At 70.6% G+C, this 22029-nt stretch carries 21 protein-coding genes; 11 read left to right on the top strand and 10 right to left on the bottom strand.

Going from position 1 to position 22029, the window contains the following annotated elements; all coding sequences use genetic code 11:
- Positions 1-30: 30 nt before the first annotated feature.
- On the bottom strand, positions 31-1422 hold the full coding sequence (locus C9J87_RS14665) for a purine-cytosine permease family protein (protein WP_107705890.1): 1392 nt from the start codon (positions 1420-1422) through the stop codon (positions 31-33).
- A gap of 195 nt (positions 1423-1617) precedes the next feature.
- Here C9J87_RS14665 and C9J87_RS14660 point away from each other — a divergent pair, with 195 nt between their 5' ends.
- A complete protein-coding gene (locus tag C9J87_RS14660) occupies positions 1618-2271 on the top strand; it encodes a GntR family transcriptional regulator (RefSeq protein ID WP_107705889.1) in 654 nt (217 codons plus the stop codon).
- Position 2272: 1 nt separating this feature from the next.
- Here C9J87_RS14660 and ctlX read toward each other — a convergent pair whose 3' ends face one another.
- Positions 2273-3304, bottom strand: a complete 1032-nt coding sequence (gene ctlX, locus C9J87_RS14655; protein WP_107705888.1) for a citrulline utilization hydrolase CtlX — start codon at positions 3302-3304, stop codon at positions 2273-2275.
- A 91-nt stretch (positions 3305-3395) separates the two neighbouring features.
- Here ctlX and C9J87_RS14650 point away from each other — a divergent pair, with 91 nt between their 5' ends.
- The 3 genes from C9J87_RS14650 to C9J87_RS14640 all read left to right on the top strand — a co-directional run bounded on the left by C9J87_RS14650 (position 3396) and on the right by C9J87_RS14640 (position 4194).
- Complete coding sequence (locus tag C9J87_RS14650) at positions 3396-3590, top strand: hypothetical protein (protein ID WP_107705887.1); 195 nt, start codon at positions 3396-3398, stop codon at positions 3588-3590.
- A 44-nt stretch (positions 3591-3634) separates the two neighbouring features.
- Positions 3635-3823 (top strand): hypothetical protein, encoded by a 189-nt coding sequence (locus C9J87_RS14645; protein WP_107705886.1) that lies wholly within the window; start codon positions 3635-3637, stop codon positions 3821-3823.
- A 92-nt stretch (positions 3824-3915) separates the two neighbouring features.
- Entirely contained in the window at positions 3916-4194 is a 279-nt protein-coding gene (locus C9J87_RS14640) for an HU family DNA-binding protein (RefSeq protein ID WP_010832601.1), read from the top strand.
- Positions 4195-4268: 74 nt separating this feature from the next.
- Here C9J87_RS14640 and C9J87_RS14635 read toward each other — a convergent pair whose 3' ends face one another.
- Positions 4269-5666: a PepSY-associated TM helix domain-containing protein gene (locus tag C9J87_RS14635; protein WP_107705885.1), complete on the bottom strand. Its 1398-nt coding sequence runs from the start codon at positions 5664-5666 to the stop codon at positions 4269-4271.
- A gap of 94 nt (positions 5667-5760) precedes the next feature.
- Positions 5761-6438 carry a hypothetical protein gene (locus C9J87_RS14630; RefSeq protein WP_107705884.1) on the bottom strand — a complete coding sequence of 226 codons (678 nt, stop codon included), beginning with the start codon at positions 6436-6438 and terminating at the stop codon, positions 5761-5763.
- 97 nt (positions 6439-6535) lie between these two features.
- On the opposite strand from C9J87_RS14630, the gene C9J87_RS14625 reads away from it, so the two are divergent.
- The gene (locus C9J87_RS14625) at positions 6536-8560 is read left to right on the top strand and encodes a PhoX family protein (RefSeq protein WP_036490510.1); all 2025 of its coding nucleotides are present in this window, start codon (positions 6536-6538) and stop codon (positions 8558-8560) included.
- A 54-nt stretch (positions 8561-8614) separates the two neighbouring features.
- Here C9J87_RS14625 and C9J87_RS14620 read toward each other — a convergent pair whose 3' ends face one another.
- From C9J87_RS14620 to C9J87_RS14595, 6 genes are all read right to left on the bottom strand, one after another.
- The gene (locus tag C9J87_RS14620) at positions 8615-9352 is read right to left on the bottom strand and encodes a hypothetical protein (RefSeq protein WP_036490508.1); all 738 of its coding nucleotides are present in this window, start codon (positions 9350-9352) and stop codon (positions 8615-8617) included.
- The gene (locus C9J87_RS14615) at positions 9349-9999 is read right to left on the bottom strand and encodes a SatD family protein (RefSeq protein ID WP_010832597.1); all 651 of its coding nucleotides are present in this window, start codon (positions 9997-9999) and stop codon (positions 9349-9351) included. Before C9J87_RS14615 ends, C9J87_RS14620 begins: the two co-directional genes overlap by 4 nt.
- A gap of 61 nt (positions 10000-10060) precedes the next feature.
- Positions 10061-13030, bottom strand: a complete 2970-nt coding sequence (locus C9J87_RS14610) for a bifunctional [glutamine synthetase] adenylyltransferase/[glutamine synthetase]-adenylyl-L-tyrosine phosphorylase (protein WP_198652372.1) — start codon at positions 13028-13030, stop codon at positions 10061-10063.
- Position 13031: 1 nt separating this feature from the next.
- Positions 13032-14369 carry a type I glutamate--ammonia ligase gene (glnA, locus tag C9J87_RS14605; RefSeq protein WP_010832594.1) on the bottom strand — a complete coding sequence of 446 codons (1338 nt, stop codon included), beginning with the start codon at positions 14367-14369 and terminating at the stop codon, positions 13032-13034.
- A gap of 66 nt (positions 14370-14435) precedes the next feature.
- Positions 14436-15062 (bottom strand): hypothetical protein, encoded by a 627-nt coding sequence (locus C9J87_RS14600; protein ID WP_036490502.1) that lies wholly within the window; start codon positions 15060-15062, stop codon positions 14436-14438.
- A gap of 57 nt (positions 15063-15119) precedes the next feature.
- On the bottom strand, positions 15120-17168 hold the full coding sequence (locus tag C9J87_RS14595; protein ID WP_010832592.1) for an NAD(+) synthase: 2049 nt from the start codon (positions 17166-17168) through the stop codon (positions 15120-15122).
- 95 nt (positions 17169-17263) lie between these two features.
- Here C9J87_RS14595 and C9J87_RS14590 point away from each other — a divergent pair, with 95 nt between their 5' ends.
- The 6 genes from C9J87_RS14590 to panB all read left to right on the top strand — a co-directional run bounded on the left by C9J87_RS14590 (position 17264) and on the right by panB (position 22027).
- Positions 17264-17767: a hypothetical protein gene (locus C9J87_RS14590; RefSeq protein ID WP_107705882.1), complete on the top strand. Its 504-nt coding sequence runs from the start codon at positions 17264-17266 to the stop codon at positions 17765-17767.
- Positions 17764-18090 (top strand): hypothetical protein, encoded by a 327-nt coding sequence (locus C9J87_RS14585; protein ID WP_107705881.1) that lies wholly within the window; start codon positions 17764-17766, stop codon positions 18088-18090. Before C9J87_RS14590 ends, C9J87_RS14585 begins: the two co-directional genes overlap by 4 nt.
- On the top strand, positions 18048-19955 hold the full coding sequence (locus C9J87_RS14580) for an alpha/beta hydrolase (protein ID WP_107705880.1): 1908 nt from the start codon (positions 18048-18050) through the stop codon (positions 19953-19955). Before C9J87_RS14585 ends, C9J87_RS14580 begins: the two co-directional genes overlap by 43 nt.
- 23 nt (positions 19956-19978) lie before the next feature.
- Positions 19979-20494, top strand: a complete 516-nt coding sequence (locus C9J87_RS20035; RefSeq protein WP_198652371.1) for a hypothetical protein — start codon at positions 19979-19981, stop codon at positions 20492-20494.
- Positions 20491-21036: a hypothetical protein gene (locus C9J87_RS14565; RefSeq protein WP_107705877.1), complete on the top strand. Its 546-nt coding sequence runs from the start codon at positions 20491-20493 to the stop codon at positions 21034-21036. Before C9J87_RS20035 ends, C9J87_RS14565 begins: the two co-directional genes overlap by 4 nt.
- A 124-nt stretch (positions 21037-21160) precedes the next feature.
- A complete protein-coding gene (gene panB, locus C9J87_RS14560; protein ID WP_107705876.1) occupies positions 21161-22027 on the top strand; it encodes a 3-methyl-2-oxobutanoate hydroxymethyltransferase in 867 nt (288 codons plus the stop codon).
- Positions 22028-22029: the final 2 nt, after the last annotated feature.

Genomic DNA, 22029 nt, shown 5'->3' with positions numbered 1-22029 from the left:
GGCTGGTCCTCGAGTCCTGGGTCTGGGCGATCAGCGGTGGGCGTGGATGCGGCGCTGGTCGCGCATGGTCGTGTGCGACCGGGTGGCGAACAGGTAGTAGAGGCCGCCGGAGACGACCAGGCCGATGACCCAGGCGACCTCGGCGCCACCGAGCCAGTTGGAGATCGGACCTGTGTAGAGCGGGCTGTGCATGAAGGGGATCTGGATCAGCACGCCAGTGGCGTAGGCGACGAAAGCACCCTTGTTGAACTTCCCGTAGATGCCGTCCGCGTCGAAGAGCGCGGCGACGTCGTACTTCTCGCGTCGCACCCAGTAGTAGTCGACGAGGTTGACCGCCGACCACGGGGTCATGAAGTAGAGGAGGAAGAGCAGGAAGTCGGTGAAGGAGCCGAGGAAGTTGTCGGTCGCGGCCAGCGCGATGGCCAGGGCGACGGCCGAGATCACGCCGACGTAGATCGCGCGGTGGCGCGGCTCGATCCGGGACTGGCGCGTCAGGCTGGTCACGATGGTGGCGACCGACATGTAGCCGCCGTACGAGCTCAAGGTGTTGCCCGTCAGCTTGCCGGCGATGACGGCGAGCAGGACCACGGGTCCGAGGACCCCGCCGAAGTCAGCGAGATAACCCACCTGGTTGGCGAGGAACGCGTCTCCGCCGAGGGCGGCGACGAAGGCGCCGAGCGTCATCGCGAGCGACGCACCGACGACGCTGCCGAGGAACGTCCAGCCGATGGTGGCCGACTTGGGCGTGTCCGCGGGCAGGTAGCGCGAGTAGTCGGCGATGTAGGGACCGAACGTCAGCTGCCACGACGCGGCCAGCGAGATGCCCAGGATGAAGGGAGCGAGCGCGAAGGCGCCGTTGTCCAGCACGTCGCCCAGCGCGGGGTCGCCGAGGATCTTGAAGAACAGCCCGAGGAAGACCAGGCCGCTGAGCACCGCTGCGAAGTGCGAGAAGCGGTGGATGTGGCGGTAGCCGAAGATCGCCAGCGTCGTCGACATCAGTGCGAAGACGACCGAGCCGACCTGCTGCGAGACGTGCAGGAGGTCCGCGATCGCCTGCCCGCCGAGCACCAGGCCAGTGGCGTAGAAGCCGAGGAAGATCATCAGGGCCAGCACCAGCGGCAGGATCGCGCCGAAGTAGCCGAACTGCGCGCGGCTCTGGATCATCTGCGGGACGCCCAGCCGCGGGCCCTGCGCGGAGTGCAGGGACGTGAAGAAGCCGCCCGCGATGTTGCCGATCACGATCGCCGGGATCGACCACAGCGCGGAGTTGCCCAGGATGACGAACAGGGCGCCGGTGACCACCGCGGTGATCGAGGTGTTGGCCGCGAACCAGACGAACAGCAGGCTGCGTGCGCTGCCGTGCCGCTCCTCGGCGGGGATGAAGTCGATCGAACGCTGCTCGATGACGGATGTCTTGCTCATGACATCCCTTTCGCTCGGAGGGCGATGCCGACTCGCGACATGTGACCCAGGTCTCGGGGGTGGACTTCCCGTATACAACCAATATATTGGTTACATATCAAGGGTTCGGCGGGAAAACTTTTCTGGAGACCGTCGGCACCGCCGGTCCCCCGGACCGGCGCGACGCCTAGGATCAGCACGAAGAGAGGGGGCTCGATGACCACGCCGGGCAAGGCAGCACAGGCCTATCACGACCTCGAGCGGATGATCGTCTTCCAGGAGCTCGAGCCGGGCTCACTGGTGTCCGAGGCACTCCTGATGGAGCGCACCGGCCTCGGTCGCACGCCCGTGCGCGAGGCCCTCCAGCAGCTGTCGCGCAACCGCATGGTGGAGATCCACCCCAACAAGGGCGTGCTGATCCCGCCCACCTCGGTCGAGGCCCAGCTCCGGATGCTCGAGCTGCGCCGCGTCCTCGAGGCGCTGGCCGTGCGGCTGGCGTGCGAGCGCGCCACGGCCGACGAGCGCGCCGCGATGGAGGTCATGGCGGGCCGGCTCGACCACGGCACCTTCACGCTGCGTGAGTACGCCGAGACCGTCCGCGGCACCCACGAGCTGATCGCAGCCGGGTCCCACAACGACTACCTCGCCGACGCCATGGCTCCCCTGCAGGGTCTCTCGCGCCGGTTCTGGTTCACCCACGTCGTCGCGGAGGACGCCGAGATCAAGGCCGGCGCCACGCTGCACTCGACGCTGCTGGTGTCGATCGTGTCCGGCGACGTCGACGGGGCCGAGGCCGCGTCCCACGCGCTGAACGACTACCTCGTCGACTTCGCCTACGCCACGTTGTCGCGGTCGAGCGGTCGCCGCTGACTCAGGCGTCAGCCAGGACGACGTCGCGCCCGTCGGCGGTCGCCGGGGCGTCCTCGTTGATCGCCTCGACGGCCTCGGTCAGCTCGGGCTCGACGCCCGGACGGCGATCGAGGTGGACGCCGGCGATCATGCAGCGCACGGACCCACCGGCCAGCTCGATCGTCGGGATGTCGACCGCGACGATCTCGCAGGACTCCTCAATCGCCGCCACCTGGTCGGGCCGCAGGCTGCGGCGCGCCCGGGCGGACATCGCCATGATGTAGCGGCGCCGGCCCTCCGCCGTACGACCACAGAGCTCGACGGCGTTGCCGGCGAACTCGCGGACCTGCTCCTCGGTGATCTCGACGACGGTGCGGCCGTTGACGGAGAGCCGCTCGCGGACCTGTTCACGCCGGACCTCGTCGGGGATCATCTCCAGGGCGATCAGCGCGACGTCCGTGCCGACGCAGGCGATGACGTTGGTGTGGTAGACCGGCACGCCGTGGGCGTCGACCGCGTCAAAGGCCATCGGCTCGTAGTTGAAGTCGGTGCAGAAGCGCTCCAGCACCGCAGAGTCGGCCCGGTGGCTGCGGGCGGTGTAGGCCACCCGCGAGACGTGGTCGAGCACCATCGCGCCGGTGCCCTCGAGGAAGATGCCGTCGGGCTCGAGGCCGGAGTAGTCGATGATCGACTGCACCCGATAGCTCGACTTGAGCATCTCCAGCACGTCGTGTCGGCGCTCGTGACGGCGGTTGGAGGCATACATCGGGTAGACCGCGACCGAGCCGCCCGCGTGCGTGGAGAGCCAGTTGTTGGGGAAGACGCTGTCGGGGCGGGTGTGGTCCTCGTCGGCGAACACGTGCACCCGCACGCCCGCGTCACGCAGGGCGTCGGCGAGCGCATCCATCTCGGCCAGCGCCTTGACGGAGGTGTCGAGGTCCGACTGCCCCGGTGGGGGCTCGGCCTGGAAGGCGTTGTCGGCAGCGGTCGCGGGGTTGGGGGTGAACCGTTCGGCGCGGATCAAGATGACAGCAGAAGGGGCCTGAGCACTCACGGTGCGGAATCTAGACCATGGCGCCGCATGGCCGGGTGCTCGATGGGTACTCCCCCGGGTGTCGACACCCGAGTCCGGGATTGGAGCTGACATGACGCAGCACGAGCGACCACAGGACGAGACCGCCGCCGACGCGCGCGCGGACGAGGACCGCGAGGCAGGCGAGCCGGCCACGCAGGACGACACCGAGTCCGACCCGGCGCTCGACGCCGGCAACAGCGAGTGGACCGCCGAAGGAGGCGCGACCCCTCTGGGGCCTGCAACGAGCTCGCCCGGCGACGAGTGAAAGCCGGGGGCATGGAGCCGGCACCGTCTGGGTACGGGACCGGCATGTACCCCGACGATGATCGCCCGGTCCCCGGAGACGCTCCCCGTGACGAGCGCGGTGGCATGCACGACCACGGTCCAGGACACCTCGACCCCGAGCACGACGGACGCCCCGCGATGGTCAGCACGTTCGTGATCGTGCTCCTCGTGGTCCTCGCAGTGATGCTCGTGGTCGGGTTGACGCTGGTCTAGTCCCCCGCAACACGCCGGGGCCGCCTTGGGCATTGTCGGTCCCGTGGTGTTGGGTAGCGGCTGTAACAACCACGAACTGTTGAGGAGAACCAGTGAACAAGTCCGACCTCCGCGACGCCGTCGCGCAGCACGCCGAGCTGACCAACGCCCAGGCCGACAAGGCCATCGAGGCCGTCCTGTCGTCGATCACCAGCGCCGTCGCCGGTGGCGACAAGGTCACGCTGCCCGGCTTCGGCACGTTCGAGGCGCGTCAGCGCAACGCCCGCACGGGCCGCAACCCGCAGACCGGCGAGACCCTCGAGATCGCCGCGAGCACCGCCCCCGCCTTCAAGGCCGGCGCCGCTTTCAAGTCGGCCGTCAACAAGGGCTGACCCACGCACCACGCGCCGGACGGCGTGACCCCCTCGCGGGGTCACGCCGTCCGTTGCATTTCGGCAGGCTCGGCTCAGGACGCGTTGAGGCGCGCGGCGAGCCACGGCACCCGGCGGACGACGAGCAGGTCGAGCAGCAGCACCACCAGCACGGACAGCCCGAAGAACGGCAGCAGGACGCCCAGGGCGACCAGCCCCGCCAGCAACGCCGGGCTCCCGCGCAGCGGCAGCCGCCCCCGCGGCGCAGCGAGCGAGCCCGACGGTCGGCGCTGCCACCACATCAGCGGGCCGGTCACGCACGACGCGATCACCAGCAGGCACAGCAGCGTCGAGCCGGCCATCGACCAGGCGCCCAACGAGCGCCCCTCGTGCAACCCGATCCCCTGGGCCACGACCTTCGCCAGGGTCGGATAGTCCTCGAAGCCGTACGTCGACACGACCCCACCGCCGTACTGGTCGACGTGCACCGTCCGCTCGTCGCTCGGAGCGTCGAAGGCGAAGCCGATCACCGAGAACACCCCGTCGCCGGCGACGGGCAGCGCGACGGTCATCGGGTGCCGCAGCCCGGCCTCGGCCGCGACGGCGACAGCGGTGTCGACGTTGGCGATCGACCTCTCGCCTGGCTCGCCCGAGGGCCGTGACGAGCGCGGCACCGGCGACGCGCCCTGCGCCCACGGGACGTCGCTCGCGTGGCTGTGCGGCAGTGACTCGTCCAGCGTCGAGGCCGGATCGGAGACGGCACCGTGGTCCAGGCTCCACAGCGAGCTCCCCTGCCCCGTGGCGAGGCGCTGGGCCTGCTCGCCCCAGAACCCCGTCCAGGGCAGCCCCGAGACGAGCAGGAACAGCAGCCCGATGCCGCCCGCCAGCCCGATCCGCGCATGCCGTGAGCGCAGCGACCGCGGCCTGCGCGCCCGGGCGCGCCTGCCCTTGAAGAACAGGTAGTAGCCGGTGATCGCCATGACGATCGCCCAGCAGGCCGCGAGCTCGATCACCCGCTCGCCCCACACGCCGGCCATCAGCTCACTGTGCAGCCGCACGGCACGCCCGGACAGCGTGGTGTCGGGGTCGAGCGAGCCGAGCACGTCGGCGCCGTACGGACTGACGAACACGTCGCGTGTCGACTCGTCGGGCAGGGCGAGCGAGAAGACGGTGCTGCGCTCCTCCGACCGCGGTTCGGTCATCGAGAGGACGGTGGCGTCGGGGAAGGACCGCTCCACCGCGGCGAGCTGGTTGGCGTAGGGCTGCCGGATCGAGTCGGCCGACGGCGCCGACACCTCCATGAGGTCGGCGTGCAGGAGCGGTTCGAGCTGGAAGCGGAACAGGTAGATCAGGCCGGTGCCGGCCAGGACCAGCAGCACCGGTGCCACCAGGAAGGCGGCGTAGAAGTGCCAGCGCCAGAAGGCGCGGAACAGGCCCGTGCCGGAGGCGGAGGTGCGGGTGCGCAGGCGCGCAGGATGCAGGTCGGTGGTCATGTCTCTCCTCGACGTGACGAGATGCGCGAGGACGCGCGGGCGCCCTGCGGCCGAGGAAGGACGCAGGCGCCCGCGCTCGCGCGGGAAGGGAAGGTCAGGCGGCGAGGAGAGCCGGTGGACCGCGGCGTACGACGGTGCGCGCGACACGCGCGAGTGGCGGCGGGGTCGCCGGACGACGTCGCAGCGGGGCCGGGCGCAGCACGGCCAGCGGCACTGTTGGCGGGACCACGAGGAGCGAGACCACGGCGGCGAACACGAGCGCCAGCAGTGACCAGAGCGCCCGCTCACCCGCGGCGAGCCACAGCCCGACGAGCACGGCGACCGCCGTGTGCGCCAGGAACATCGGCAGGTGGTCGAGCAGGGCGACCGGGTCGGGCAGGGTCAGCGCGGACCCCGCCGAGGTGGTGGCAACCGTCGCCTCGTAGTGGTCCTGCAACGACCCCACGCGCGCCCCGTCGCGCAGGGGCAGGGTGCGGGGTGACACAGCCACGGCCGCCGGCGCGGCGTCGCCACCGTGGCCGGCCGTGAGGCTGAACAGCCCGTGGCAGGCCGTCTGGCCCAGGACCACGAGCGCCACGATGCGGCGCGCCGAGGCGGGCCGGGCGAGGACGACGGCACTGGTCGCCGTACCGACACCGAGCATCGCGGCGAGCGCGAACCACGACGGCAGCAGCCCGCCGGTGCTGACGTGACCGACGGCGCCGAGCAGGAAGGCCATCGCCGACACCAGTCCGGCGCGCCACCACAGCAGCGGGTCGGGATGGCCGGGCACGGGTCGATCCTCCCATGCGCCAGCCGCCCATCTGAATCGCAACCGGTGTTCACGTCGACGTCACCTGCGCGTCGGTCGGTGCCGGTTGGGTCGCCCCATGACCCTCACTCCTCAGCGTCGTGCCCTCCCGATGGCAGATCTCGTCCACAGCAACCGCAGCCCCGTGACCTGTCACCTCAGGTGCGGCGACGCGTGCTTCCAGGAGGTCCCGAACACCACGAAGACCTCCTACTTCCGCGACGTCGCGGCCACCGCCCTCTCGCGCCGCAGCGTCCTCGGTGCCGCCGCCGTCACCACCGCCGGCGTCGCGCTGAGCAGCCAGCCGGCTGCCGCGGTGTTCCGCAGCCCGATCTCCACCGGCCAGGCCGTCACGCCGGCGGCGGGCGCCCTCGAGTTCACGCCGATCGCACCGGTGCCGAACAACATCGACACCGTCACTGTGCCCGCGGGCTACCGCTGGGACCCGATCATCCGCTGGGGTGACCCGATCTTCGACGGCGCACCGGTCTTCGACGCCGCCAACCAGACCGCGGCGGCCCAGGCCCTGCAGTTCGGCTACAACTGCGACTACGTCGACGTCATCGTGACCGACCGCAAGGGCACCCGCGCGCTGCTGGTCGCCAACCACGAGTACACCAACGAGAACATCATGTTCCCGCCGGACATGGACTCCGACGAGCTGATCCGCACCGCCTGGGCGGCCCACGGCCTCAGCGTCGTCGAGCTGCGCCGCAGGTCAGCCGGCTCGACCTGGACCTACGTCCCCAACGGCGCTCGCAACCGCCGGATCACCCTCGACACCGCGTTCACCGTCGACGGGCCGGCCGCCGGCTCGGACCTGCTCAAGACCGCCGCCGACCCGTCGGGCACCCGCGTGCTGGGCACCCTGAACAACTGCGCCGGCGGCACCACCCCGTGGGGCACCGTCCTGTCCGGCGAGGAGAACTTCAACCAGTACTTCCGCGCCGCGGGCACCAGCGCCCAGGAGAAGCGCTACGGGCTGTCGGCCACCGGCGACTCGCGCAACTGGCGTGGGCTGGACACCCGCTTCGATGCGGTCGCCAACCCCAACGAGCCCCACCGCTTCGGCTGGATCGTCGAGGTCGACCCGGAGGACCCGAAGTCCACCCCCGTCAAGCACACCGCGATGGGCCGCTTCAAGCACGAGGGCGCCAACGTCATCGTCAACGGTGACGGCAAGGTCGTGGCCTACATGGGCGACGACGAGCGCTTCGACTACGTCTACCGCTTCGTCTCCCGCGACACCTTCCGCCCGGGCGGCAGGGCCAGTGACCGCAAGCACAACCTCACGCTGCTCTCCCACGGCGACCTGTCCGTGGCCCGCTTCATCGGCGACGGCCTCGAGGACGGCGTCAGCGACGGCACCGGCGAGTGGCTCCCGCTGACGGTCGACGGCCAGTCCGTCGTCCCCGGCTTCACCACCGAGCAGGTGCTGGTCTTCACCCGCCTCGCCGCGGACGTTGTGCAGCCCACCAAGATGGACCGCCCCGAGGACGTCGAGCCCAACTACGTCAACGGCTTCATCTACGTCGCGTGCACCAACAACACCGACCGCGGCAAGGTCGGCAAGGAGGGCGCGACCGAGCCCAACCCGCGCAACGCCAACAAGAACGGCCACGTGGTGGAGATGCAGCCGACCGGCGGCGACCACACGGCGTCGACGTTCGCCTGGAACCTCATCCTCATCTGCGGCGACGCCGCCACCGCCGGCACCTACTTCGGCGGCTGGACCGGGCCCGTCTCGCCGATCTCGTGTCCCGACAACGTGGCCTTCGACTCGGTGGGCAACCTGTGGGTCTCCACGGACGGCCAGCCCGGCTCGATCGGCCTCAACGACGGCCTGTTCAAGGTGCCGGTCGCCGGCCCCGAGCGCGGACGCGTGCAGCAGTTCCTGGCGGTCCCGATCGACGCCGAGACCTGTGGCCCGCTCATCCACGACAAGGACGGCTCGGTCTTCGTCGCCGTCCAGCACCCCGGCGAGGACGGCACGTGGGCGGCGCAGAGCTCGCGCTTCCCCGACTACGTGCCGTCGACCGGCACCGCTGGCCCCGGCCAGTTCGCCGGCCCCCGCCCGAGCGTCGTCCAGGTGACGCGCGGCTGATCGGCTCTCATCCTCGACGAGGCTCCGGACACGCTCCGGGGCCTCGTCGGCACTTCACTGGCGCAGCAGCACCAGCGAGCTCAGCGCGACCAGCCAGGAGACGAAGCTGCCGACGAGGAAGTATTCCGTCAGCAGGTGGATCCGCTCCTGGTCACGCTTCGACGACAGCTCGGGGAAGCGCAGCAGCCCCTTGGCCGCCACCACGATGCTGGCGGCTGTCACCTGACCGGCGAGCGCCAGACCGAGGATGAAGACCCGCTCCATCGGCCCGAGCAGCCGGCCACCCTTGAGCTGCATCTCCGGATCGTCGACCTGGCCGTGCCGGGCCGGGTTGACGGTGCCGGTCGCCGCCAGCACGAGCCGCACCACGACGTTTCCGGTGCTGAGCTGTACGGCGAACGCGCCGGCCAGCAACAACGCGCGGTCGGCCTCCATGCCCTGCAGCGCGGGCAGTGGCGTCGAGCGCAGCCAGTCGCCCACCAGCCCGTCGGCCTCGCCCGCCAGGCCGCCCAGCCCGATGGCCAGCAGCACCGACACCGCGAGCACCGCGAGCGGCACCGCTGCGGGCAGCCGGCCCGCGAAGCCGCTCGTCACGGTCTGGCCCCATGCGACGACCACCACCGCGATGACCACCAGGGCCGCGACGTCGCGCGCCTGCGTCAGCCCGGCCGCCAGCCCGACCAGCACCGCGCCGATGGCACCCACGCACTGCGGGACGACCCGCACCGGCCGCACCGAGTGGGCCAGGTCGGCCATCGCCAGACCCAGCAGCAACACAGCGAGCCAGCTCACGACAGTCCTCCCATCAGCTCGTGCGCAGCCAGGATCGTCCCCAGCCCGTCGGCGCGCACCCGCTGGGAGACCGCCGAGGGACTGATGCCCAGCTCGTCGGCCAGGTCACGCTGCGTCTGTCCGGCCAGCAGACCACGCAGCACCGACAACGACCGCTCCGACAGCGCGGTGACCAGCTCGTCGCGCAGCAGCAGGCTGGCGTTGACGAGCGGCTCGTCCGAGGCAGGGCCCGGGCCTGGCCCCTGGGACGAGAGGTCGGCGACGTAGGCCGTGCGCAGCGTGCGGGTCGCGGCCTTGCCCTCGGCCTCCTGCACCCGCTCGATCGCGGCGCGCGCCGCCCACCAGCCTGGCCCGTCCTCGACCCGGGGCGAGGTGCCGAGCACCTGGACCTCGCCGCGGCCGATCCCGTGGCGGATGTCGCCCTCCGGGAGCAGGGCCAGCCGCACGGCCAGGGAGGCGGTCAGGGCGTCGCCGAGGCTGGCGAACACGCCTTGGTACTCGTCGCCGACGGTGATCCGCATCGGGGTGGGCGGGGACAGCTGCTCGTTGACCTCGTCGAGGGCGCGCTCGAAGCGGGCGTGCAGTGCACGCCGGTCGCCGGAGACCCGCGACCCGATCAGGTCGCCGATCACGGTGGTTGCTGTCATGCCTTCACCTCACGAGAAAGAAGAGTAACACTTCATTCATTCTCCAATGAAGTTGTGCCCTTCACTCCTGCCAGAAGATCTTCTCCACCACCGCGTGCGCACGCCGGGTGGTGCGGAGGTAGTCGTTGACCATCCGGTCCGAGTCGCCCGCGACGTGGCCCAGCACCTGGGCCACGGCCGCCCGCTCGGTCGCGTCGCGCGGCACCTGGTCCGACGGCTTGCCGCGCACCAGCGTGACCGCGTTGCGCATCCGGCTCACCAGCCGCCAGGCCTCGGTCAGGATCTCGGCGTCCTCCGCCTCGATCAGCCCCGCGCCCACCGCCGCGTCGAGCGCCGCGAGCGTCTGGGTCGTGCGCAGCTCCGGCACCGCACCCGCGTGCCGCATCTGCAGCAGCTGGACGGTCCACTCGACGTCGGCCAGCCCGCCGCGACCGAGCTTGAGGTGGGTGTTGGGGTCGGCCCCGCGAGGCAGCCGCTCGGCCTCCACCCGCGCCTTGATCCGCCGCACCTCGACGATGTCGTCCGGCGCGATCCCGTCTGCGGGGAAACGCAGCGGATCGATGAGCGCCGTGAAGCGCTCGCGCAGCTCCGGATCGCCGACGACAGGCTCGGCGCGCAGCAGCGCCTGGAACTCCCACACGTGCGACCACTTGGCGTAGTAGGCCTCGAAGGAGGCCAGCGTGCGCACCATCGGACCCTGCTTGCCCTCGGGCCTCAGGTCGGCGTCCACCACGAGCGGCGGATCGGTGGCGGGCAGCGACAGCAGTCGCCGCAGCTCCCCCACGACGGCCTGGGCGTACGCCGCCGCGACCTGTGGCTGCGCACCGTCGGTCGGCTCGTGCACGAACATGACGTCGGCGTCACTGCCGTAGGACAGCTCGAACCCGCCGTACCTCCCCATCGCGATGATCGCGATCCGGCTGGGCGCGGTGTCGAGCCCGCGCGTCACGCGCACCGAGTCCATCGCCACCGCCAGCGTCGCCTCCAAGGTGGCGTCCGTGAGCCGCGACAGGCCCGCGCCGACCAGCGCCACGTCGGTCTCGCCCACGAGGTCGCCGCAGGCGATGCGCAGGAGCTCGCGGCGGCGTACGGCCCGGATCGCCCGCACCGCCTCCTCGGGGTCGCCCTGGCGGGACGCGACGGACCGCATCTCGGTGGTGAGCGCCTCGGCCGACAGCGGGGTGAGGTCGTTGCCCAGCATCCGCACGCCCTGCGGCTCGCGCTCGAGCAGGTCGGTCGCATAGCGGGAGGTGCCGAGCAGGAAGGCGAGCCGCTCGGCGACCTGGCCCTCGTCGCGCAGCATCTTGAGGTACCACGACGAGCGACCCAGGCTCTCGCTGAGCCGACGGAAGCCGAAGAGCCCGGCGTCCGGATCGGGCGAGTCGCCGAACCACGACAGCATCACCGGCAGCAGGGTGCGCTGGATGTCGGAGGTGCGCGACACCCCGGCGGTCAGCGCCTCGAGATGCCGCAACGCGCCCTTGGGGTCGTCGTAGCCGAGCGCCGAGAGCCGCGCCTCCGCGGCGTCCAGCGACAGCCGGGCGTCGGTGCCGGCGAGCTTGGCGACGGCAGCGAGCAGCGGGCGGTAGAAGATCTTCTCGTGCAGGCGCCGCACCTCGCGGCGGTGGTACTTCCACTGCTTGTCGAGCTCGGCGATCGGCTCGGAGTAGAGCCCCAGCGACCGCCCCAGCCGGCGCAGCGACGCCTCGTCCTCGGGCAGGACGTGCGTGCGCCGCAGCCGGTGCAGCTGGATGCGGTGCTCGAGCGTGCGCAGGAAGGCATAGGCGTCGTGCAGCGCCTCGCCGTCCTCGCGACCGACATACCCGCCCCGCGTCAGCTCGGCGAGCGCGCTCAGGGTCGTCGCGGAGCGCACCGAGGCGTCCGCGCGCCCGTGCACGAGCTGCAGGAGCTGTACGGCGAACTCGACGTCGCGCAGGCCGCCCGACCCGAGCTTCAGCTGCCGTCCGGCCTCGTGGGCGGGGATGTGCTCGAGCACGCGGCGACGCATCGCCTGCACGTCGTGCACGAACCCGTCCCGCTCGGCCGCGCTCCACACCATCGGCTCGATCATCTCGACGTAGCTGCGCCCCAGCTCGAGGTCGCCGGCCACCGGCCTGGCCTTGAGCAGCGCCTGGAACTCCCAGGTCTTCGCCCACTTCTCGTAGTAGCCGCGGTGGCTGGCGAGCGTGCGCACCAGCGGCCCGGCCGACCCCTCGGGCCGCAGGTTGGCGTCGACCGGCCAGATCGTCCCCTCGCCCGTGTGGTCCGAGCAGACCTGGATGAGGTTCGAGGCCAGCTGCGTGGCCGCGCGCAGGGCCACCCCCTCGTCGGCTCCCTCCGTCGGCTCGAAGACGAAGATCACGTCGACGTCGGAGACGTAGTTGAGCTCGTGGCCGCCGCACTTGCCCATCGCGATCACGGCCAGGGTCGCGGCTGCCGCCGTCTCGCCGACGCGGGCGCGGGCGACGGCCAGCGCCGCCTCGAGGGTGCCGGCCGCGAGGTCGGCGATCTCGGCGGCCGCGTCGTCGATGGCGAGGTCGTGGGCCAGGTCGCGGGCGACCAGGCGCAGGAGGATCCGCCGGTAGTGCACCCGCAACGCGTCGACCGCCTCCGCGTCGGGCACCGTGGCGACGGGCCGCTCGGCGAGCGGATCGGCGCCGACGCACTCGAGCAGCGCGGCCCGCATCGCGAAGGCCGGGGACCGGGTGGTGCCGAGGGTCGGGTCGCTCAGCTCGCGCCACTGCTCCGGGTGTCGCGCCAGGTGGGCGGCGAGGGCCTCGCTCGCGCCCAGGACCGAGCACAGGCGCATCGCCGTACCCTCGTCGTCGGCGAGCTCGGCCAGCATCGCCTCGCGGTCCTCGACCGCATCGGCGAGCCGCAGCAGTGCCTCGATCGCCGCATCCGGATCGGCCGAGGCCGCCAGCGGGCTCATCAGCTGCGGGCCGGCCGCCCCGAGCTGCTCGATGCCCGCGCGAGCGGCGGCACCGTCGAGGAAGCCGAGCCGGACGAGGGAGCCGGCGGTGGGGGTCACCTCAGATGACCGGGAGCATCCGGTCACGCTCGTAGGCGGAGACCTGGCCGCGGTACTCGTCCCACTCCGCCCGCTTGTTGCGCAGGAAGAAGTCGTAGACGTGCTCGCCCAGGGTCTCGGCCAGCAGCTCGGAGTCCTCGGCGATGCTGATGGCCTCCGAGAGGCTCTTCGGCAGCGGCTGGATGCCCAGGGCCGTGCGCTCGCGCTCGGTGAGCGACCAGACGTCGTCCTCGGCCTCGCGCGGCAGCGTGAGCTCCTCCTCGATGCCCTTCATCCCGGCGGCCAGGACGACGGCGAACGCGAGGTAGGGGTTGCAGGCGGCGTCGATGGTGCGCAGCTCGATGCGGGTCGACTGGCCCTTGTTGGGCTTGTACATCGGGACCCGGACCATCGCGCTGCGGTTGTTGTGGCCCCACGAGACGTAGGAGGGGGCCTCGCCGCCGCCGATCAGCCGCTTGTAGGAGTTGACCCACTGGTTGGTGACGCAGGTGATCTCGCTGGCGTGGCGCAGGACGCCGGCGATGAACTGACGACCAGTGGTGGAGAGCTGGTATTCGGCGCCGGCCTCGTAGAAGGCGTTGCGGTCGCCCTCGAAGAGCGAGACGTGCGTGTGCATGCCCGAGCCGGGGTGGGTGGTGAAGGGCTTGGGCATGAAGGAGGCCCAGATGCCCTGGCTGAGCGCGACCTCGCGCACGACCGTGCGGAACGTCATGATGTTGTCGGCCGTGGAGAGCGCGTCGGCGTAGCGCAGGTCGATCTCGTTCTGGCCCGGGCCGCCCTCGTGGTGGCTGAACTCCACGGAGATGCCCATCGCCTCGAGCATCGAGATGGCCTCGCGGCGGAAGTCGGAGCCCATCGACTGCGCGGTGTGGTCGAAGTAGCCGCTGCGGTCGACCGGACGCGGCTCCTCGCCGGCCACCGGGTGGTCCTTGAAGAGGTAGAACTCGATCTCGGGGTGCGTGTAGAACGTGAACCCCTTGTCCGCCGCGGCGGACAGGGTGCGCTTGAGGACGTGGCGCGGATCGGCGTACGACGGACTGCCGTCAGGCATCACGATGTCGCAGAACATCCGGGCCGTGGCGGGGCCCTCACCGCGCCACGGGAGGATCTGGAACGTCGCGGGGTCGGGCTTGGCCAGCATGTCGGACTCGTAGACCCGGGCGAAGCCCTCGATCGCGGAGCCGTCGAAGCCGATGCCCTCGTCGAAGGCTCCCTCGAGCTCGGCCGGGGCCACCGCCACGGACTTCAAGAAGCCCAGGACGTCGGTGAACCACAACCGCACGAAGCGGACGTCGCGCTCTTCGAGTGCGCGGAGTACGAAGTCTTCCTGCTTGCCCATGGACACATCATGTCGCACGGTCGTGCCGGCGCGTCGGGGCGTCTGCGCGGGAGCCGGTCGCGCCCGTCAGCGGCGGATGTTGCAGGACAGGACGTCGTCGCTGACCAGCACACCGCGACGAGTGGTCTCCATCGGCGGCACATAGCTCTCGGTCACCGGCGCCCACGCGATCGCCCCGGGGCGACCCCGGTAGGGGACCTTGCGCACCTTGACGGTGAGGGTGACGGCCTCGTTGACGGTGCCGGCCCAGCAACCGCTGGCACGGCGCTTGGTGCGTGCCTTCCGGAAGCCGATGCGGTCGCCGATCTCGGTGCCGTTGTAGCGCCACGCGACGTTGGTGTCCGTGGCGACGGCCGTGACCCACGGGGGCTGGATGCGCACGCTCATGCCGGCAGTGCGCGCCGAGGGCAACGTGATCGTCACCGAGCCGTCCGTGACCGTGGCGGGACCGTAGGAGTCGATGGGGTTGACCCCGTCGTAGGAGAACAACGTGACCACACAGTCCTCGCACCTGGCGATCTCGAGGGTCAGGTCGGTGTCGAACTCGATGGAGGTGGCCGCGACGCGCGCGGCAGCCGACTCGTCGCCCGCGGGGAGGGCGTTGACGGGCGCGCTGCCGAGCAGGGAGGTCGTCGCGATCACCAGGGCGCTGATAAGCGCGCCGGTCAGGGGGCGGACCGGGAGACGGAGCACTGGCAAACCTTTCCAGTTGCAGGGGTAGTCGTCAGGTACGACGCGTGGTTCGGCGGGTTAGTTGTCGCGGGATTGCGTCGGTACGGCGGCGAGGTCGGCCAGCCACGCTGTCGCGGTCGCGTCGCTCGGCATCCGCCAGTCGCCGCGCGGGCTCATCGTCCCGCCGGCGCTGACCTTGGGGCCGTTGGGCAGGGCGCTGCGCTTGAACTGGTTGGCGAAGAAGCGCTTGAGGAAGACCTCGAGCCAGGCGCGGACCTCGGCCAGGTCGTAGGCCACGTGGGCCTTCTCGGGGAAGCCGGGCGGCCACTCCCCCACGCTGACGTCGCGCCACGCGTGCCAAGCCAGGAACGCGATCTTGCGCGGGCGGTAGCCGCGGCGGACCACGTGGAAGAGCGAGAAGTCCTGGAGGTTGTAGGGACCGACCGAGTCCTCGGTCGCCTGCGGCTTCTTGCCCTCCTCGATCGGGATCAGCTCGGGGGTGATCTCCTGCTCGAGGATCTCGGTGAGGACCTCGTTGGTCTCCTCGCCGAACTCGCCGTTGCTGACCACCCACCGGATGAGGTGCTGGACCAGCGTCTTCGGCACCCCAGCGTTGACCGTGTAGTGCGACATCTGGTCGCCGACGCCGTACGTGCACCAGCCGAGCGCGAGCTCGGACAGGTCGCCGGTGCCGACGACGATTCCGCTGCGGTGGTTGGCCAGCCGGAAGAGGTAGTCGTAGCGCAGCCCTGCCTGGACGTTCTCGAAGGTGACGTCGTAGACCTTCTGGCCGTCGGCGTAGGGGTGGTCGAGGTCCTTGAGCATCTGCTCGGCGGCGGGCCTGATGTCGAGCGTCTCGAAGGTCACGCCGAGCGCCTCGCTGAGTCGCGTGGCATAGCTCTTCGTCTTCTCGCCGGTCGCGAAGCCGGGCATCGTGAAGGCGTGGATGTCGGTCCTCGGTCGACCGAGCCGGTCCATGGCCTTGGCCGCCACGATCAGGGCGTGCGTCGAGTCGAGACCACCGCTGACGCCGATGATCGCCTTCGGCGTGCCGATCGCCTCCAGGCGGCGCTCCAGGCCGGACACCTGGATGTTGTAGGCCTCGTAGCAGTCGAGCGCGAGCCGCTCGGCGTCGTCGGGCACGAACGGGAAACGGTCGACCTTGCGGCGCAGGCCGATGTCGCCCTCGGGCGGGTCGAGCGCGAACTCGATGACGCGGAACTCGTCCTCGCCGCCCGCACCGCGCCGGTTGTCGTCGAAGCTGCCCATCCGCAGGCGCTCCTGGCGCAGCCGGTCGAGGTCGACGTCGACGACCGTGCGCACGGCGCCCTCGGCGAAGCGTTCGCCCTCGGCGAGCAGGTCACCGCACTCGTAGATGAGCGTCTGCCCGTCCCAGCTCAGGTCGGTGGTCGACTCCCCCTGGCCTGCGGCCGCATAGAGGTACGCCGCGTTGCACCGTGCGCTCGCACTGCGCACGAGCAGGCGACGGTCCTCCGCGCGGGCGACGGTGATCGGGCTGCCGCTGAGGTTGACGAGCACGGTCGCGCCGTTCAGCGCGGCCTCCGCGCTCGGCGGGATCGGCACCCACATGTCCTCGCAGACCTCCGCGTGCAGCAGGAGCCCGTCCACGTCGGCGGCCGAGAAGATGAGGTCGGGCCCGAACGGGATCTCCTCGCCGGCCAGGGTCAGGAACTGCCCGTGCTGGTCGTCGCCGGGGGCGAACCAGCGGCGCTCGTAAAACTCGCGGTAGTTGGGCAGGTAGGCCTTCGGCGCGATGCCGAGGATCTCCCCGCGGTGGATCACGACGGCACAGTTGTAGACCCGGTTGCCCTTGACGAGCGGCGCCCCGACGACCAGGAGTGAGAGCAGGTCGGCGGTCGCCTCCACGATCTCGTCGAGTGCCGCACGCACCGCGTCGAGCAGGGGGTCCTGGAGGAAGAGGTCGTCGATCGAGTAGCCGCTCAGCGCGAGCTCCGGGAAGACCGCGACCGCGACGTGCTCGTCCGCGGCAGCCCTGGCCTGCTCGATGATGCGCGCGGCATTGGTGGCGGGATCGCCGATCGCCACCGGCAACGTGATCGCGGCGACGCGCACGAAGCCCTGGGCGTAGGCCGAGTAGAAGTCCACGGCGCCACTCTAGGGGGCCCGCTGGGTGCAGTTCCCGTCCACAGGCTTTCGCCGAACAGGTTTCACCGACACCGTTGGGGAGCACTCTGTCTGGCATGGACCCCGAAGACCTCGTCGCCGCTGATCCGATGATGCGGACGCTGCGCGAGCGGCACCCCGATGTGAACATCGTGCTGCTCCCCCCGGTCGAGCCGATCCTCGACCGGCCGAGCGCGACCCCCGCGCAGTGCCGTGCCCTCCAGCAGCACGCCGACACCGTCCTCGCCACCCTGAGCCGCGACGTCGGGCACGAGCCGGCGACGCGGGTGGACTACTGGTGGAGCCAGAGCCATCCGGAGGTACGCCGATGGGTAACCGCAGCGAGCTACACCGACCTGGGCGACGGGGCTCTCCCGATCCTGAGGTCCCTGGGCAACCTGCTGGTGCGACTCGGCTGGGAGCCGAGGCCCGCGGCCGACGGCAGTCCACGACTGAGGGGCGTCGCCGGTCCCTTCGAGCTGATCGCCAGCGCGGTCGGTGACGCCGTCTCGATCAACATCACCAGCGAGCCGCTCTACATCCCGGCGGACCTCTACGACGACCTGCGAGTCGACGCATGAGCCTCTACGTCTATCTCGCCGCCCTGAACACGTCGGCCCAGGCCTGGGAGGACACCGGCGAGACCATCCGTGGCTCGCGCACGTCCTTGGCCGACATCGACGCCAGCCTGCTCGGCCCTCGGGTCGCGACCGCAGCCCAAGGCTTCATCGACACGTGGCTGTCGGGGATCAAGTCGCTGCAGACGAAGGCCACCGATCACGGCGATGCGCTTCGCGAGGCGGCCATGCTGGTCCGCCAGGCAGACGAGGACACCATTGCGCGCAGCCAGCAGCTCATGGCGTGGACCGACCGCAACGCCTCTCCGACGGCTGGCCCGTCATGACCGTGATCATGGTGCCCGCCCACGTCGCGGCCATCGACGAGCTCGAGGCGACCTCGGCCGCCACGACCGTCACCAGCTCGCTGCGCTCGACCGCCACCTCGATGTCCGACGTGTCGGAGTGGATGACCGCCCACGGCGCACCCGCCGACTGGACGGGTGACGCCTCCGAGGCCGCCGATCACGCCATGACGCGGATGGCGACCCAGACCGATGGCGTCCGGGCAGCCTTCACCCGGGTGGCCGTCGCCTGCGACACGTACGTCACCCGGATCGTCGAGCTCACGGCCACGCGCGTCGAGCTCGTCGGTCGACGCAACACCCTGAACGGCGAGATCGACGCGCTGACCACGAAGATCGAGCAGTCCACCGCCGACGACATCGCGAGCCTGCAGGGCCAGGCCGAGACGTTGCAGGGCAAGGTCGACCGGCTCGTCGACGACATCACGAAGCTCTGGGACGACGTGGAGTCGGCCGAGGACACACTGATCACCGCCTTCCAGGCGGTCGACAGCGTGACCGAGGGGCAGGATGCCGCCGATCGCGACACCACCGACATCGCTGCATTGCGGGCCGAGCTGACGAGGCTGGGCGGCGACCCCGAGGCGATCAACGACTGGTGGAACGAGCTGACGCCGGCCGAACGCGAAGCGCTCAAGATCGCCGACCCCGACCTGATCGGCAACACCAACGGCATCCCGACCGGTGATCGCGACGACGCCAACCGCACCTCGCTGGAGCGCGACCTCGACGACCTCCAGGCCAAGCAGGACGCCGGGGAGGACCTGAGCAAGGAGGAGCAGAAGCTGCTCGACCGGGCGAAGGCGGCCCAGGAGTCCCTCGACGTGCCGGCGGCGGAAGGCCTGCCGGACGCGAACAGGGACGGGATCCCCGACGCGGTCGACGTCAACCTCCTCGTCTACCAGCCCGGCGCCTTCGGTGGCGACGGCGCGGTCGCCGTCAGCTACGGCGATCCCGACACCGCGGACAACACGGCCGTCATCGTGCCCGGGATCACGAATGACGGCAGCAACATCGCCGGCCAGGGCAAGGACGCCTACACGCTCTACAAGGAGGCGATCGCCAATGGCGAGTCCGCCGCGACGATCGCGTGGATGGGCTACGACGCCCCGAGCTGGAACCCCGAGAACGCCCTGGACTGGCCGGGCGACGGCCTCGACATGGGCAGCGTGATCAACGAGGGCAAGGCAGAGGCCGGCGGCGCGCTGCTGGCCGACTTCGTCGACGGCCTGCGTGCCAGCGACCAGCGGCCGGAGTCGTCGGACTCCAACCTGACCGTGATCGGCCACAGCTACGGCTCGACCACGGCCGCCCACGCCGCACACGACCACGGCCTGGATGCCGACGCGCTGACCCTCATCGGAAGTCCCGGCGCCGGCGGGGACAGCGTCAACAGCGCGAGCGACCTCGGCATGCCGCAGGGCAAGGTCTACGCCGGTGCTGCCGACAACGACTTCGTCTCCTGGCTGGGCCGCGATGGCGACCTGGGGATGGGCAAGGATCCGACGCAGGCCGACTTCGGAGCCAACGTCTTCCCGGTCGATCCCGGAGAGGAGTTCCACGCCGACAGCCTCAACAAGGGCATCGAGAACCACACGTCCTACTTCGACCCCCATTCGCAGAGCTTGTCGAACATCACCGACATCGTGCAGGGCGACGAGCCGGACCTGACCGGCGGTCGCACGCAGGACGCCAACGACATGGCCCTCGACTGGGCCAAGGACGAGGTCGTCCACCAGGTGGAGAAGGAGTTCGACACCACCGTCCAGGAGGCCAAGGACACCTACAACGACGGCAAGGACTGGGTCGAGGACCGGGTCGACGACTTCACGGATCTGTGGCCGTGACGCCGCGGCCTAGGGTGAGCCGCATGACTCGGATCCTGCTCGTCGTCCTCCTCGTGGCGTTCGCCGCTGCCTGCACCAGCCCCGGTGCGACGGACTCCGGAGACGACATGCCCGATGCGAAGACCTTCAAGAAGGAGATGGACGCGGAGGCGGCGAGCCTGTTGCCCGACCTGATGACAGCGTTCGGCGGTCAGCTGAACGGCATGCAGGCGACGTTCCACGAGCGCGGCGGCTTCGGCATCTGGGACTACACCGCGAAGGGCACCGTCTACGCCCTGCCGGGCACCGACGACCAGGCTCTGGCCGCTGGTTCGCGTGCGCTCGAGGACCACGGATTCACGGTGGAGACCGACAAGGAGAAGGTGCGGCTCCGGGCCAGCAAGGGCAACATCAGCGTCCTCGTCGACTCAGCATTTCCCGGTGACGACAAGGGTGTCGCATCGCTCAACCTGTCGATGAGCAGCGCCGCCACCATCAGCGAGGGCGACGACTTCGCAGAGAGCGCCCCCGCCGAGGACTATCTGGACTACCTGAAGTGAAGCCGCGCCCCAGGATCAACCCGCTGGTCGGGTTGCTGGTCGCGGTGCTCGTTGCCGCACTGGCGGCAACCTGCAGCGGCAGGGACTCCGCCGACGAGCCGAGCGAGGCCGAGACCTTCAAGGCGGAGATGGACACCGAAGCAGCACGTCTGTTGCCCGACCTCATGGATGCCGTCGGGGGGCGGCTCGGCGGGATGCAGGCGACGTACTACGAGCGCGGCGGCTTCGGCATCTGGGACTACACCGCGTCGGGCGGCATCGTCGACACGGCTGCCTCGACGACTGATTCGCTCGCGGCGTCCGCGGCCGTGCTCGCGCACCACGGCTACGCCGTGGAGACCGACGATGAGCAACGGCGGGTCCGGGGCGACAAGGGCGAGATCGTCGTCCTGGTGGGCGCCTCCCTCCTGAAGGGCGAGGCGACCGGGCTCAACATCAGCATGGGCAACCTCGGCACCGTCAGCGAGGGAGACGACTACGCCGAGAACGCGCCGCCTGCGGACTATCTCGCGTTCGTCGATCCCCAGCATGCGAGCCGCTGAGACCATCCACGTCAGCGCGCGACCGTGACCACGGCCACAGCGCGCAGACCATCCCGGGGTCTAGCCTGACCACGTCCGTGGACTCCGACCGGGAGCCGCGAGATGTCCGGAGGAGAGATCACCCATGACCGAAGAGACCGCGCCGTACGGCGCCGGCAGCAAGCCCGCAGACGCGCAGGCCGCTGCGCCCGCGCCGATCAAGAAGATCCGCACCCATCACCTCCGGGAGATGAAGGAGCGTGGCGAGAAGATCACCATGCTCACGGCCTACGACATGTACACCGCGCAGACCTTCGACGAGGCCGGCATCGAGCTCCTCCTGGTCGGCGACTCCGCGTCCAACAACGTCTACGGCAACGAGACCTCCCTGCCGGTGACGGTCGACGAGCTGCTCCCCCTGACCCGCGCCGTGGCCCGCAGCGTCACCCGCGCGATGGTCGTCGGCGACCTGCCCTTCGGCAGCTACCAGGCCTCGCCCGAGCAGGGTTACCTCACCGCCGTGCGCTTCATGAAGGAAGCCGGCGCCCACTGCGTCAAGCTCGAGGGCGGCGCCGAGATGGCGCCCGTCATCACCAAGTGCGTCCAGGGCGGCATCCCGGTCATGGCCCACATCGGCTTCACCCCCCAGTCCGAGCACACCCTCGGCGGCTACCGCGTCCAGGGCCGCGGCGAGAGCAGCGACCGGATCATCGCCGACGCGCACGCCGTGCAGGACGCGGGCGCGTTCGCCGTCGTGATGGAGATGGTCCCCGGTGACGTCGCCGAGCGCATCTCCAAGGAGCTCACCATCCCCACCATCGGGATCGGTGCCGGCAACGGCTGCGACGGCCAGGTGCTCGTCTGGCAGGACGCCTTCGGACTGCGCACCGGTCGCATGGCCAAGTTCGTCAAGCAGTACGCCGACGTGCACACCGTGCTCCTCGAGGGTGCCAAGGCCTATGCCGACGACGTGCGCTCGGGCGCCTTCCCCGGCCCGGAGCACACCTTCTAGGT

The organism is Nocardioides allogilvus (assembly GCF_003047285.1).
Lineage (GTDB): Bacteria > Actinomycetota > Actinomycetes > Propionibacteriales > Nocardioidaceae > Nocardioides > Nocardioides allogilvus.
Note: the sequence above shows the minus strand (reverse complement) of the source record. Positions and strands in the feature narration are given on the sequence as shown.